This window comes from Caulobacter segnis (genome assembly GCF_003243465.1).
Taxonomy (GTDB): Bacteria; Pseudomonadota; Alphaproteobacteria; order Caulobacterales; family Caulobacteraceae; genus Caulobacter; species Caulobacter segnis_A.
This window is the reverse complement of sequence record NZ_QFQZ01000019.1, coordinates 26,893-41,012: the sequence shown is the minus strand read 5'-3', so window position 1 is coordinate 41,012 and position 14,120 is coordinate 26,893. Positions and strand designations below refer to the sequence as shown.

The following is a 14,120-nucleotide window of genomic DNA, read 5'->3' as shown; positions in this document are numbered from 1 at the left end:
TCCGCGCGTGGGGCGGGACCGGTTCTGGACCGGAACGCCGCGGTGCGACACGATCAGGATCAATTCGGGGACCGCACCCTCGCTACAGGATCAGCGCCGCCAGTTCGGCGGGCAACTCCCCCCGCACCGCCATCAGATGCGTCCGCAACAGCAGCGCCACGGTGATGGCGTCGGGCATGTGGCCGGCGATCGCCGCGTCCAGCGCCTCGCGGAACGGCACGCGGACCACCGCGAGGTCCTCGGTCTCGTCCGGCGCCGTCTCGGTCGGCGACAGGTCCATCGCCAGAAAGCCGTAGGCGATTTCGTCGGTCACCGAGTTGGAGAGCTCCATCCGCAGGATCGGACGCCAGTCGGCGGCCTGCAGCCCCACCTCCTCGGCCAGCTCGCGCTTGGCGCCGTCCAGCGGGTCCTCGCCGTGCGGCGCGCCGCCCTCGGGCAGCTCCCAGCTGTAGTTGGCCAGCGAGAAGCGGTTTTGGCCGACCAGCGTCACCGTGCCGTCGTCGTGCAGCGGCACCACGCCCGTGGCCTGGCTCTTGAACCCGATCTTGCCGTACAGCGCCGGCCGCCCCGTCGGCGCGATCGCCTGGTATTCGGTGACCCTGATCCAGGGGTTGTCGTAGACGATCTTGCTGGAGGCCACGCTCCACGGCTTTCCGTGCGGCTTCAGCCAGGCGGGCTTGTCGGACATGGACGCTCCAGATTTTTCCGGCTCGGCGGTTCCATCGGGGCCGCGCGAAGCCTAACTGAACGGCCTTACAACGCCGCAACGCCCATGAGGAGGCCGTCTTGGCCGGTTCCGTCCCCCCTGCTCCCGAATTCGGCGAAACCCTGCCGGTCGAGGCCTCGCCCGAGACGGTGGCGTTCCTGGCGCGCCGCCGCTCGGCCAGCGCCATGACCCTGACCGCGCCGGGACCGGACAGGGCTCAGCTGGCCGATCTGCTGCGCCTGGCGGTCCGCGTTCCCGACCATGGCAAGCTCGCGCCCTGGCGGTTCATCGTGTTGGAAGGCGAAGCCAAGGCCGTCTTCGCGGAGCGGATAACCGCCCTCGCCCCCAGCCAGGCCAATCCGGCCAAGGCCACGGCCGCCCTTCGCAAGCTGACCCGTCCGCCGGTGTGCGTCGCCGTGATCTCCCGCCACCTGCCGGGCGAAATCCCCGAATGGGAGCAGCGCCAAAGCGCCGCTGCGGTCTGCCACCAGCTGCTGCTGGCCGCCTCGGCCCTGGGGTGGGGCGCCAACTGGATCACCGATTGGTACAGCTATGACCCGCGCGCGCTGGAAATCCTCGGCGTCGGCCCCGACGAGAAGGTGGCGGGCTATCTCTACCTCGGCACGGTCACCGAGCAGCCGCAGGAGCGCCAGCGTCCGGACGCGACGGCGCTGACCAGTTTCTGGAGCCCGAACTAGGCTTCAGGCGTTGATGGGCCAGCACGGAAGGAAGCCGAGATGGCCCGACGCAAGGATCCCTGGACCAGCCTGGCCTTCGACAGCTGGGCTCTGGGCATGGAGGCGTCCGCCGTGATCGGCCTGCGCATGATGAAGCTGGCCGCCGGCGGCGCGGCGGCCCAGGCCGAAGCCCAGCTGATGGTCAGCGAGAAGGTGGCGGCGGGCCTGGCGCTCCAGACCATGGCCGTGACCGGCAAGCTGGGCGCGAACGGACCGGCCATGGCGTCCGGCTCCCTCGCCCACCTGCGCCGCAAGGTCCGAGCGAACCGGCGCAGGCTCTCGAAGCTCTAGATCAGCCGCGCCCGCGATAGGGCGCGACGCCCTGGTCCGGAACCCAGAGGCCTTCCGGCGCCGGGCCGGTCTGCCAGAACACGTCGATCGGGATGCCGCCGCGCGGATACCAGTAGCCGCCGATGCGCAGCCAGCGCGGCTCGGCGATCTCGACGATCTTGCGCGCCACCTTGACCGTGCAGTCCTCGTGGAACGAGCCATGGTTGCGGAAGCTGGTCAGATAGAGCTTCAGCGACTTGCTCTCGATCAGCCAGTCGCCGGGCGCGTAGTCGATCACGAGGTGCGCGAAGTCGGGCTGCCCCGTAACCGGGCACAGCGAGGTGAATTCCGGCGCGACGAAGCGGGCCAGGTACAGCACGTCGCTCTGCGGATTGGGCACGCGCTCGAGGACGGCGGCTTCGGGGCTGTCGGGCGCATCGACGACGCGCCCCAGCTGGGTGACGTTGAGATCGGTCATCGGCGCGATTTAGGCCCGCCCCCTCCGCAAGACAAGCCTGCGGCCGCGAGACAAGCCGCGCGCCCCTCGCTACAACAAGGTCAAACAGACGTTTGGGGAGAGAAGGCCATGCTGGGACGCGACTTCGACGGCTTCACCGTGGTGATCACCGGAGCCTCCACGGGTCTTGGCCGGGCTATGGCGGTCGAGACCGCCCGCCGAGGCGCCGGACTTGTCGTCGTCAACTACGCGCGCAGCGCCGAAGAGGCCGAGGAGACCGCCCGGCTCGTCGAAGCGGAGGGCGCCAAGGCCGCGCTGGTCCAGGGCGATGTCGCCCAGGACGAAGACTGCCGCAAGATCGCCGAGGCCGCCGCCGCCACCGGCCGCATCGACGCCCTGTTCAACAACGCCGGCGTCACCAAGTTCGCGCCGAACCACGCCGATCTCGACGCCGTCAACGCCGAGGACTTCCTGCGCCTCTATTCGGTCAACGTCGTCGGCGCCTTCCAGATGGTGCGCGCGGCCCGGTCGCTGCTGGAGGCGGCGCCGGCGCCCGGCGCGGTGGTCAACACCGCCTCGATCGCGGGCGTCGTCGGCAACGGCTCGTCGGTGCCCTACGCGGCCTCCAAGGGCGCCATGACGACCATGACCCTGTCGCTGGCCCGCGCCCTGGCGCCCCGCATCCGCGTCAATGCGATCTGCCCCGGCTTCATCGACACGCCCTGGTTCGGCAAGGCGATGGACGCCGAGCGGGTCGATCGCCTGCGGACCGGCGCGGCGGCCGCTACGCCGCTGAAGGTCGCCTCGACCGCCGAGGACGTCGCCGGCGCCGCCGTGTTCCTGGCCTCACCCGCCGCGCGGCATGTCACCGGCGAGACCCTGCTGGTCGACGCCGGCCTGCACCTGGGCGGCGCCAGCCTGGGGATGCGGTAGGCGGCTCCAGGTCAAGCGCGAGACGCCAAGGCGACACGAACCGCTCTGACGAAGCAGATCGGGCCGGGCCAAGGCATGGCCGCGCGCGGCGGAGACTCGCGCCGCGGCTGTGAACAAGACGCCACGGTCCAAGCCGGTTTTCACTTTGTGTCGCCTGTTGCGTATTCACGTCCGTTCTGAAGCAAAATCGTCACACTATGCCTAAACTTTAGCCGCGAGGCGCCCTTCTCGCTGGCGCTTCGCACGCCCCAATTGCATCAAAGCGCGCGGCCTTGGCTAATCGGCTGGGGACGCAATTGCGCTTGCAGGCGCGTCGGGGCTCGGGAGCCAACCCGGGACGACACACAGAAGGGGATAAGTTAATGAAAGCCATGAAGATTGCGCTCGCCGCCGCTGCGGCCACCGTCGCCCTCAGCGGCGCCGCGATGGCGCAGGAGCTGAAGCTCTCCTACAACGTCGGCGTGACCAGCGACTATGTCTTCCGCGGCGTCAGCCAGACCCAGGAAGATCCCGCGGTCCAAGGCGGCGTCGACCTGACCTACGGCGTCGGCTACGCGGGCGTTTGGGCCTCGAACGTCGACTTCGGCACCAAGGATCCGTCGGCCGAGATCGACCTCTATGCGGGCGTGCGCCCGACCGTCGGCGACACCTCGCTGGACTTCGGCGTCCTGTATTACGGTTACTCGAAGGACAAGGGCGGCGCCAGCGACACGGGCCTCGGTTCGTTCAGCTATGTCGAAGTGAAGGCCGCGGCCTCGCGCACCTTCGGCCCGGCCACCCTGGGCGCCGCCGTCTACTATTCGCCGGAATTCCCGGCCAAGGGCGGTAGCGCGACCTACGTCGAAGGCAACGCCGCCGTGCCGATCGCCAAGAAGATCACCCTGAGCGGCGCGCTCGGCCGTCAGGCGATCAAGAACTACAAGGACTACACCACCTGGAACCTCGGCGTCAGCTACGCCCTGACCGACCACCTGTCGGCGGATCTGCGCTACTTCGACACCGACGAGCACAGCCTGGGCAACATCTATGACAGCCGCGTCGCTGTCAGCCTGAAGGCCGCGTTCTAAACCGGGTCTTCCCAGGGTAGATACAGGAAGCCGCCTCGGTTCGCCGGGGCGGCTTTTCTTTTGCGAGATCAGGCGCCCGGCGACTTGGGCGGCCGCATCAGCAGCACCGCCACGAACACCACCGCCGTCACCGCCGCGAACAGCTGGAAGGTCGGCGAAAAGCCACCCAGCCTGTCGCGCATGGCGCCGGCCACGAACGGCCCCGCCGCCGAGACCGCGCCGACCAGGCAGGTCAGCGAGAAGAGCTCCAGATTGCTCTGACGGCCGTAGTAGTTCAGCAGCAGCACGGTGACCGCCAACACCGTCAGGCCAAAGCCGACGCCTGTCCCGATCGCATAGACCAGCATCAGGACCGGCGTCGCCGCCTGGGCCAGGGCCAGCAGGCCGGCGACCAGCATCCCTTGGGCGAAGACCAGCAGCCAGCGCGGATCGACGCGGTCGCCCAGCGCGCCGCCGCCCAGCCGGGCCAGGGTCTGCATCAGCGACTCCAGGCTCAGCATCTTGGCCGCCAGCGCGCCGGCGGCGACCGCCCCGACGCCCGCGGCGACGCCAAGCTCCGTCAGGTGGGTGACCGAGACGCTGGCCACCGTGACCCCCACCAAGAGGTGGCTGAAATAGGCCGCGACCAGCACGTAGAACTGCGGGGTGCGCAGCGCCTGGGGCACGGTCCATTCGTAGGGCGTGCGGTAGACGCGCGCGGTGGCGGGCGCCTCGCGGGCCTCCTGCTCGACCTCGAGATCGACCTCGTGCGCCGCCGCCGCGAGCCACTTCGAGCCGCCGACCATCAGGGCGCAGACAAGGCCGACCACCGCCGAGAGGACGGCCTGGACCAGCCAGTATTCACGCCAGTCGCCGCCGCTGGCGCCCATCAGCGTCAAGGCCATCCACGGCCCCGCCGCCCCGCCCAGCGAGCCGAAGGTGAAGTAGATTCCGAACGGCAGGGCGCGCTTCTTAAACAGCGACGACAGCACGTGGGTGCCCGGGATCAACGCCGCCATCTGGAAGCCGACGCCGCAGGCCGCGGCCCCGACGTAGTAACTGATCAGGCTCTCGGCGTTGGCGATGCCGACAAAGCCCGCCGCCAGCACCGCCGCGCCGGCCAACAGCGTCCCGCGCACGCCGATCCGGCGGATCAGGATGGCTGGCAGCCAGGACGAGGCGCCGGTGAAGACCCCCAGCACGGAGAAGCCCAGGAACGCCTTCTCGAAGCTCCATTTCAGCTCGCCGATCATCGCCGGCAAGACCACGCCCAGCGAGCCGTAGGTCGAGGCGGTGATCAGGAACAGCAGCAGGCTGAACGCCGCCAGCAGCAGCCAGGGACGGAAGCGGTCGTCGGGTCGGGTCAAATCAGAACGTCCGCTTCAGGGTGGCCCGCCACTCCCTCCCCTTGCCCGGCAAGGCGCCGAGATTGGCGTAGGTGTCGGCGTCTGGCGTTACATAGAACGTGTCGAACAGGTTATCGACATTGACGGACAAGGTGTAAGGCCCGCGGCTGACGAACGCCGACGCATTGAACACTTCGTAGCTTGGATAGCGCACCGCGTTCTGCACCGTGCCGGCCGTGCGGCCGACATGGCTGACGCCCACGGTCGCGCCCGCCTGTCCCCACTCCTGGGCCTTGCCGGTGTAGGTCCCATAGAGGCTGAGCACCGACTTCGGGATCAGGGTGTAGGCGTAGTCGCCGCCGCGCCCCGGCAGGCCGGCGAAGCTCCAGACCACGTAGGAGCCGCCGTAGCCCTGGGCACCCGAAACGCCCACCGTATAGGCCGGGATATATTGGAACGACGTGTCCGGCCCCTTGACCGTCGTGCGCTGATTGTTGCCCGCGAAGGTGAACGACAGCTGCTCCGACGCCAGCCAGCGCACCTCCAGCTCGACGCCCTTCGAGCGCAGGCCCTGCACGGTCGGTGGCGAGATCGCGCCGGCGATCTGGGTGCGGCTCTGGCGGTAGGCGGCCAGCGAGCCGATCAGAGTCCCGCGCAGCAGCTGGAACTTCACGCCCGCCTCGGACAGGTCCGAGCTCGACAGCCAGGAGCCGTCGGCCACCAGGCCCGGCGCGATATCGCCCGCCTGGCTCATCTCCAGCGCCGAGGCCTTGGCGTAGCTGGCGTAGGGCATCAGGCCGACCGGCAGCTTGTAGGTCAGGCTGGCGCTCCAGGTCGCCTTGTCGCGGTCCGCCGCCTGGCGTCCCGCCACCGTGTAGCTGAGGAAGCCGGTGTCCTGGCTCTCGACCGAATAGTGGTCCCAGCGGCCGCCCAAGACGAGGTTCCAACGGCCGGCGACAATGTCCGAGGTGACGAAGGCGCCCGTCTCCTTCCAGCTCGAGCGGTTGTCGTTCTCCCAGCGCACGCCGCCGGGCTCGTCGTCGAAGGGGCTGTCGATCGTGTCGGTGGCGGTGGCGCCGAAGCTGATGTCGCGGCGATCGAGCGCGATCAGGCCGCTGTTGTAGCTCTCGCGCCGGCGCCCCTCGAACCAGCGGTGCGAGACGCCCGTCAGGGTCCGCGCGCGAACAGGGCCTAGGTCCGTCGGGAAGGCGTAGGTCAGGCGGACCTCGCTGACCTTGGCGTCGATCGCCGAGGGATAGCCGTAACTGACGAAGCGCCTGTTGTCCTGGCGATCATGGAACAGCTGCAGGGTCAGCGACCGCTCGCCGCCCAGGTCCTTGGCGAGGTCGAAATACAGCGTCTGGGTGTTGGTCTTCGAGAAGTCGGCCGGGCTGATATAGACCGTCCGACGGTCGAGCTTGGTCGTCCCGACGCCGACATCCAGCGTGTGGACCGCGTCCGTCGTGGGATATCCGTAGTACGGCAGGTAGAGCGCGCTGGCGTACGGATACGCCCCGATCTCGTTCGGCGTCAGCTTCCCGTCGCCGTTGGCGTCCTTCAGCGTCGTGTCGCGGCCGGTGACATAGGTCCGGTGGTCGATCAGGTCCTGGGTCAGGCGGTTCCAGCCCGGCGTCTGCACGTCGCCGTCGCTGTGGAAGGCCATGCCGCCGAAGGCCGTGCTCCATCCATCGCCGAGATCGAAGTCGGCCGACGCCTCCAGAGTCTGGTGACGCGGGTAGATCCCGCGATAGTAGCTGTGGCTGTCCTCGGCCTCGCCATAGACCCAGACGCCGCCTTCCGCCGGCCCGAGCGTGACGGGCGCGCCGAACTGGCCGGTGACCAGCTTCTTGTTGTAGCTGCCGAAGGTGGCGGTCACCTCCCCTTCCGGCTCGGCTAGGAAGCGCCCCTCGTCGCGGGCCGACTTCGGGATGAAGTTGACGAGACCCCCGACCTTGCCCGCGCCATAGACCGGCGTCGGCGGGCCGCGCAGGATCTCCAGACGCGCCGCGCCGCCGATCGGGGTCGAATAGGTTCCGCGGTTCTCGACGCGCTTGAAGCCGCGGAAATAGTTCTCGGCCAGGGCCCCGCGGATGTTCAGCGACCCGGGCACGCCGTAGAAGCTGGCGGTGTGGGTCCCGGGCGCGACCTTGGTGGCGTCGTCCAGGGTCTCGACGCCGTAGCGCTCCAGCGTCAGGTCGCTGACCAGGCTGGCCGAGCGCGGCGTCTCGATCAGCGGCTTGTCGATCCCGAACACCGTGTGGCTGGGCGCCTTCTCCAGCAGGCCGGCCTTGTCGCGGGCGACGATCACCACCGCATCGACCTGGTCGGCCACCTGAGTCTCGGCGCGCGCGGTTCCGGCGGCCAGGGCCAGCAGGCTTACGGACAGCAGCAGGGTTCGCATCGCATCGGGTCCTTGCGCCGAAGCTCGGCGGTTGCGGCCCCGATATCTGGTGATCCCTTGATGATCGTCAAAATCCCTTCTGACATTTCAGAAGGGATTACGAAGAGGGTGTGGCGTCGAAGTCTCAGGTCACTCAGCGGAAATTGCGACGAAAGGGCGCGCCCGCGAACTGGCGGGGCGGGAGGTGCGTATCAGGCCGCGCCGACGTGTGGCCGGGTCTGGGCTTCGGGCTGGACATTCAGGATTCGCAGCATCGCCGCGCGCGAGGCTTCGGCGTCGCCGCCACCGATGACGCGGGCGACCTCGCGGTGCTCTTCGATCTCGTCGATCAGCTCCTGCTCGCTGGCGCCGTTGAACGAGAACACCCAGAACCGCGCCGCCTTGTGCTGCAGCGGGATGAGAATGCGGGCCAGGGCTAGGTTGCCGGAGGCCCGGGCGACGGCGGCGTGGAAGCGCAGGTCCATGGCGACCAGCGCCGGCAGGTCGCAGGTTCGCGCGGCCGCCTCCCCGTCCGCGAAGACGTCGTACATGGCCTGGGCCTCGGCCTTGGAGGCGTTGCGGGCCGCCAGGGCGGCGCAATGCGGCTCGATCAGCACGCGGGCCTCATAGCCCTGGCGCAGCTCCACCAGATCCAGCGGCGCCACCATGGTGCCCGATCGCGCGCGGCGCATGACGAGGCCCTCCAGCGCCAGCCGCCCCAGGGCGTCGCGCACGCCCGCCAGCCCAGCCTCGTAACGCGCGGCCAGCGACTGCTCGTCCAGGCGCGACCCGGCCTTCAACTCGCCGAGGATCAGGTCCAGCAGGATCTGCTCGTAGACCTTTGTCTTCTGCAGGTCGGGCGCCCAGTCCTCAAGGCCGGAGGAATTGGCGACGTCCAGCACCAGCCGACGATCGGCGGGCGACTTCAGCGAAGGCGAGGCCATGGAGACTCCGAGGCGTGCGAGCGCTGATAGGTAGGCTGAAATGTTAGAGGGCGCTACAAAATCCTCTCCTCCCCCTCAGGAGGAGGTGGCACAGCGGGCCGGAGGGGGCAGCTCGGTCTATCCCGCATTAGCCCCCCTCAGTCACTTCGTGAGAGCTCCCCCAGAGGGGGAGCAGAGCCTGCCCCTAGAACGCCGGCACCACCGCGCCGGAATACTTCTTCTCGATGAAGGCCTTCACCTCCGGTGAGGTCAGCGCCGCGGCCAGCTTCTTCACCCGCGGGTCATCCTTGTTGTCCGGACGGCCGACCAGGTAGTTCACGTAGGGGCTGGTCTTGTCCTCGATGATCAGGGCGTCCTTGCTGGGGTTCAGCTTGGCGTCGAGGGCGTAGTTGGTGTTGATCACCGCCAGGTCGACCTGGTTCAGCACGCGGGGCAGCGACGGCGCCTCCAGCTCCTTGAACTTCAGGTCCTTGGGATTGCTGGTGATGTCCTTCAGGCTCGACAGGGCGTTGGCCGGGTCCTTGAGGCCGATGACGCCGTTCTTGGCCAGCAGGATCAGGGCTCGGCCCTCGGTGCTGGCGTCGTTCGGGATGGCGATCGTGGCGCCGGTCGGAACCTCGGCGATCGACTTCCACTTGGCCGAATAGGTCCCGATCGGCTCGACGTGGACGCCCTGGATCGGAATCAGGTTCGTGCCCTTGTCGCGGTTGAAGGTCTCCAGGTACGGCAGGGTCTCGAAATAGCTGACATCGATCCGCTTCTCGGCCACCTGGACGTTGGGCTGGACGTAGTCGTTGAAGACCTTGATATGCAGGTTCAGCCCCTCGGCCGCCAGCTTCGGCTTGATGAACTCCAGCACCTCGGCGTGCGGGATGGCCGTGGCCGCGACGGTCAGGGTGTTGGGGTCGCTGGCCTTGGGCGTCTTGGGACCGCAAGCCGCGAGGGTCATGGCGGCGAGACCGAGGACGAGAACAGCGCGGCGGGCGGCCATGAACGGCTCCATAAGGCGATCGTAGAGGTAGGCTTTTGCCCTGATACGGCAAGACGAGGAAATCAGATTTCCTGAGAGGTCCGCCAGGCTCGCCTATTCGATGTCGTTGGCCGCTTCCGGCTCCGGTTCGCCGTGGATGATCCAGCTGGCCACGAAGTCGGGCTTGTCGCCGCCCAGGCTGATCACGCCCGGCTCGGCCGCCTTGATGGCCGAGGTCTGCGGCGGCAGCGTATAGGTGTCGCCATCGTGTTCGCCCAGGAGGTCGAGGACGATCCCCTCCCCCTCGTCGGCGTCGATCACCACGCCGAAGAACTGCTGGCGCTCGACCACTTCGCCGTCGTCGTCGAGGAAGGTCAGGTTCATCAGCAGGGTCTTGCCGATCAGGGTCGCGGCGAAGGCGGGGTCCCAGTGGGTTTCGATGTGTTCGTCGGTCATGGCCCGCTCCTACTTGTTCGAAACGCGGCGCACCACCGCGTCGCCGACCATCTGCAGCACTTGCACCAGCACCAGCATCAGCACCACGGTCACGACCATCACGTCCGTCTGGAAGCGCTGGTAACCGAAGCGCACGGCCAGGTCTCCCAGGCCGCCCGCGCCGACCACGCCGGCCATGGCGGTGTAGCCCACGAGCGCGATGGCGGTGACGGTCGCCGCGGCGATCAGGCCCGGCAGGGCCTCGGGCAATAGCGCGCCCAGCACCACCTGCCGCCGCTTGGCCCCCATGGCGAAGCTGGCCTCGACCACGCCCTTGTCGACCTCGCGCAGGGCGGTCTCGACCAGGCGGGCGAAGAACGGCGCGGCGCCCGCGACCAGCGGCGGAATCGCGCCGGCCACGCCCAGCGAGGTGCCGACCAGGGCCACGGTCAGCGGGATCATCACGATCAGCAGGATCACGAACGGCACCGAGCGCAGGATGTTGACCAGCAGCGACAGCGCGCCGTTGGCCAGGCGGTTCTCCAGCATCTGGCCCTTGCCGGTCAGGAACAGGATCACGCCCAGCGGCAGGCCCAGGGCGATGGTCAGCACCATGGAGCCGCCCAGCATGGCCAGGGTGTCCAGCGTGGCCTGGGCGATCTCGCTCCAATCCACGTTCGAGAAGTCGAAGGTTCCGGCGCTCATCGGGCGGCCTCCCCGGTCAGGTCGTCGATCCGAACGCCGGACGCCTCGAACTGAGCGATCGCGGCGGCGACATCGCCGCCGGTCAGGGCCAGGGTCAGCTGGCCGTAGGGCGTCTCGCGCAGCCGGTGGATGCGGCCACCCAGGATCGAATAGTCGACGCCGGTGGCGCGGGCGACCTCGCCCAGCACCGGCTTGTAGGTCGCCTCGCCCTTGAAGGTGAGGCGCACCAGGCGGCCGCCGACGCCGGGCGCGGCCGCCGCCTCGCCGTCGGCCTCGCGCACGAAGCGGCGGGCGGTGTCGCTGGCCGGATGCAGGAAGACGTCCTCGACGGCGCCCTCTTCCACCACGCGGCCGGCTTCCAGCACGGCCACGCGATCGCAGACCCGCCGGACCACGTCCATCTCGTGGGTGATCAGCACGATGGTCAGGCCAAGCTCCCGGTTCAGGCCGGAGATCAGGTCGAGAATCTGCTCGGTGGTCTCGGGATCGAGGGCGCTGGTGGCCTCGTCGCACAGCAGCACCTTCGGCGCGGTGGCGAGAGCGCGGGCGATGCCGACGCGCTGTTTCTGACCGCCGGACAGCTGGGCCGGATACTTGTCGGCGTGGGCGGATAGGCCCACGCGCTCCAGCAGTTCGGCCGTGCGCGCCTTGACCTCGGCGGCGGGACGGCCGGCCAGCTTCAGCGGGAAGGCGACGTTCTGGGCGACGGTCTTGCCCGACAGCAGGTTGAAGTGCTGGAAGATCATCCCGACCCGGCGGCGCAGGGCGCGCAGCCCCTCGACGCCCAGGGCCGACACGTCGTCGCCGTCGACGACCACCCGACCGCCGGTTGGCGTCTCAAGACCATTGATCAGCCGGATCAGGGTCGACTTGCCCGCGCCCGACGCGCCGATCACGCCGAACACCTCGCCCGCGCCCACCGACAGCGACACCTCGCGCAAGGCGACATGGCCGCCCTGGCCATAGGTCTTCGAAACGTCCTGGAAGGTGATCACGCGGCCAAGTCCAAACGGAGGTCTCGCGGCCCAGGGCCGCAGGCCGCCCGATTTAGGCGTTCAGCCGGCAAAGGTGAAGGGAAACCCGCGTCGTCAGCCCGCGCGACGCAACGCGGGGCTCATCACCTGGCCGATGCCGTCGAGCAAGGCCGCCACCGTGATCGGCTTTGCCACATGCAGGTCGGCCCCGGCGGTCAAGGCGTCCTCGCGGTGACTGGCCATGGCATTGGCGCTGAGCATGATGATCGGCGTGCGCCGGCCCGGGGCCTCGTTGTCGCGGATGGCGCGCGTCGCCGCCAGGCCATCCATGACCGGCATCTGCATGTCCATCAGCACCACGTCGTAGGCGCCGGTCGAGAGGGCCTCGACGGCCTCGGCCCCGTTCTCGACCACGGTCACCGCCGCCCCGCAGGGCTCCAGGATCAGCTGAACGACGCGCTGGTTGATCGGATGGTCTTCCGCCAGCAGCACCCGCAGCCCCTCGGTTCGCACGTCGAGAACAACGGTGTCGCAGGGGTCGGGGGCGGCCTCGACGACTGTCCGCTCCAGCGGCAGGACCACCCGGAACAAGCTGCCGACACCCGGCCGCGACGACGCCGTGATCTCCCCGCCCATCATCTCGACCAGCGTCCGGCTGATCGAGAGGCCAAGACCCGAGCCGCCGAACCGGCGGGTGATCGTGCCATCGGCCTGGCTGAAGCGTTGAAAGATGGTCTCGGCCTTGTCCGCGGCGAAGCCGACGCCCGTATCCTCGACCTCGACGCAGAGGCGCGCGACCTGACTCTCACCGGAGTCGTCGACGTCGATCCGGACGATCACCTCGCCCTGGTCGGTGAACTTGATGGCGTTGGACAGCAGGTTGTTCAGCACCTGGCCGATCCGCACGCTGTCGCCCACGAAGGCGCCTCGCGCCGCGGCGGCGCGCTCGACACGGAGGTCGACACCCTTTTCCTCGGCCCGCAGCCGCGCCACGTCGAGCAGGCCGTCCAGCACCGCATCCAAATCGAAGGCCTGAGGCTGGATCGTCATCTGCCCCGCCTCGATCTTGGCGACATCGAGAATATCCGACACCAGCCGTTCAAGCGTCTCGCCGGAGCGGCGGATCAGGGCGACCATCTCGGCCTGCTGTGGCGTGAGGGAGGTCTGACGGAGCGCGGCGGCGATGCCGATGACGCCGTTCAGCGGTGTGCGGATTTCATGGCTCATATTGGCCAGGAAGTCGTTCTTGGCCCGATTGGCGGCCTCGGCCGCGTTGCGCGCTTCGGCCATCTCCGACTCGATGCGACAGCGCTCGGTGACGTCCCGCGCGACACCGAACACCAGCCCGCCGCGCCGCCGGGCGCGCCATTCCAGCTGCCGGTAGGAGCCGTCCGCGCGGCGATAGCGGTTGACGAAGCCGTTGACGTCGCCTTCGCTCTCGGCCCGATCCATGTTCTCGCGCGTCGCGGCGAGGTCGTCGGGATGCAGCAGCGACAGCAAGGGCTCGCCCTGCAGCGTCTCGACCGGATAGCCCAGCACCGCTTCCCAGGCGCTGTTCACCTTGACGAAACGCCCGTCCATGTCGCGGATGCACATCAGGTCGGCCGACACGTCGAAGAAGCTCGACAGGTTCTGAGCGGTGTCCAGGGCCTGTTGGGCCGCGAGCCGCGCTCGAACCTCGCTGGCCGCCAGTTCCTGTTCGGCGCGGCGCCGGTCGATCGCGAGGGCTACCAGGTCGGCCGCCGCCTCGATGAAGGCGATGTCTTCCTCGTCCGGCCGGGCGATCTTGCGATGGTAGATCGCGAAGGTGCCGACCACCGTCCCATCCGGAGCCTTGACCGGCTGCGACCAGCACGCCGCCAGCCCCGCCCGGGCCGCCAGTTCCTTGAACTCGGACCACAGAGGATTGGACTGGATGTCCTCGACGACCACGCGTTCGCCGAAATAGGCCGCCGTGCCGCAGGACCCGACGGCGGGGCCGATTTCGATACCCTCGATCGCCGCGTTGTAGAAATCCGGCAGGCTGGGCGCGGCGCCCAGCGTCAAGCGGCAGCGCTCGGCGTCAAGCAGCAGGATGCTGCAAACGATGGTTGGGTCCTCGGCCTCGACCGCCTGGACGATGGCCTCCAGCGCCCTCGCCAGCGACTCGCCGCCGGCGATCAGGTTCATCGTTCGCCGAAAGGCGCGGTGAGCGGATGTCCGACTCATGAACGGCGC

Annotated in this window: 14 protein-coding genes; 4 read left to right on the top strand and 10 right to left on the bottom strand. The window is 68.8% G+C overall.

The features are described 5' to 3' along the window. Window positions 1-82 precede the first annotated feature (82 nt). Window positions 83-688 (bottom strand): NUDIX hydrolase, encoded by a 606-nt coding sequence (locus DI526_RS08465; protein WP_304276492.1) that lies wholly within the window; start codon window positions 686-688, stop codon window positions 83-85. Between the two features lie 98 nt (window positions 689-786). Between DI526_RS08465 and DI526_RS08460 the strand changes: the two genes are divergently transcribed. After that, complete coding sequence (locus tag DI526_RS08460) at window positions 787-1,404, top strand: nitroreductase (protein WP_304276491.1); 618 nt, start codon at window positions 787-789, stop codon at window positions 1,402-1,404. A 39-nt stretch (window positions 1,405-1,443) separates the two neighbouring features. Continuing rightward, complete coding sequence (locus DI526_RS08455) at window positions 1,444-1,734, top strand: hypothetical protein (protein WP_304276489.1); 291 nt, start codon at window positions 1,444-1,446, stop codon at window positions 1,732-1,734. A 1-nt stretch (window position 1,735) separates the two neighbouring features. Here DI526_RS08455 and queF read toward each other — a convergent pair whose 3' ends face one another. After that, on the bottom strand, window positions 1,736-2,191 hold the full coding sequence (queF, locus tag DI526_RS08450; protein WP_304276487.1) for a preQ(1) synthase: 456 nt from the start codon (window positions 2,189-2,191) through the stop codon (window positions 1,736-1,738). A gap of 108 nt (window positions 2,192-2,299) precedes the next feature. Between queF and DI526_RS08445 the strand changes: the two genes are divergently transcribed. Beyond that, a complete protein-coding gene (locus DI526_RS08445; RefSeq protein WP_304276485.1) occupies window positions 2,300-3,103 on the top strand; it encodes an SDR family NAD(P)-dependent oxidoreductase in 804 nt (267 codons plus the stop codon). Window positions 3,104-3,465: 362 nt separating this feature from the next. Then, window positions 3,466-4,170 (top strand): TorF family putative porin, encoded by a 705-nt coding sequence (locus DI526_RS08440; protein WP_304276483.1) that lies wholly within the window; start codon window positions 3,466-3,468, stop codon window positions 4,168-4,170. A gap of 68 nt (window positions 4,171-4,238) precedes the next feature. Here the strand turns inward: DI526_RS08440 and DI526_RS08435 are convergent, their stop codons facing one another. The 8 genes from DI526_RS08435 to DI526_RS08400 all read right to left on the bottom strand — a co-directional run bounded on the left by DI526_RS08435 (window position 4,239) and on the right by DI526_RS08400 (window position 14,111). Further along, a complete protein-coding gene (locus tag DI526_RS08435) occupies window positions 4,239-5,516 on the bottom strand; it encodes an MFS transporter (RefSeq protein ID WP_304276482.1) in 1,278 nt (425 codons plus the stop codon). A 1-nt stretch (window position 5,517) separates the two neighbouring features. Further along, the gene (locus tag DI526_RS08430) at window positions 5,518-7,896 is read right to left on the bottom strand and encodes a TonB-dependent siderophore receptor (RefSeq protein WP_304276480.1); all 2,379 of its coding nucleotides are present in this window, start codon (window positions 7,894-7,896) and stop codon (window positions 5,518-5,520) included. 191 nt (window positions 7,897-8,087) lie between these two features. Beyond that, window positions 8,088-8,819, bottom strand: a complete 732-nt coding sequence (locus DI526_RS08425; RefSeq protein ID WP_304276479.1) for a GntR family transcriptional regulator — start codon at window positions 8,817-8,819, stop codon at window positions 8,088-8,090. A 184-nt stretch (window positions 8,820-9,003) separates the two neighbouring features. Continuing rightward, window positions 9,004-9,822 (bottom strand): MetQ/NlpA family ABC transporter substrate-binding protein, encoded by an 819-nt coding sequence (locus DI526_RS08420; RefSeq protein ID WP_304276477.1) that lies wholly within the window; start codon window positions 9,820-9,822, stop codon window positions 9,004-9,006. Between the two features lie 81 nt (window positions 9,823-9,903). Next, entirely contained in the window at window positions 9,904-10,245 is a 342-nt protein-coding gene (locus DI526_RS08415; RefSeq protein ID WP_304276475.1) for a hypothetical protein, read from the bottom strand. Window positions 10,246-10,254: 9 nt separating this feature from the next. Continuing rightward, window positions 10,255-10,929 (bottom strand): methionine ABC transporter permease, encoded by a 675-nt coding sequence (locus DI526_RS08410; RefSeq protein WP_304276473.1) that lies wholly within the window; start codon window positions 10,927-10,929, stop codon window positions 10,255-10,257. Then, complete coding sequence (locus DI526_RS08405) at window positions 10,926-11,924, bottom strand: methionine ABC transporter ATP-binding protein (RefSeq protein ID WP_304276471.1); 999 nt, start codon at window positions 11,922-11,924, stop codon at window positions 10,926-10,928. Before DI526_RS08405 ends, DI526_RS08410 begins: the two co-directional genes overlap by 4 nt. Before the next feature lie 93 nt (window positions 11,925-12,017). Further along, window positions 12,018-14,111: an ATP-binding protein gene (locus tag DI526_RS08400; protein ID WP_304276469.1), complete on the bottom strand. Its 2,094-nt coding sequence runs from the start codon at window positions 14,109-14,111 to the stop codon at window positions 12,018-12,020. Between the last annotated feature and the right edge of the window lie 9 nt (window positions 14,112-14,120).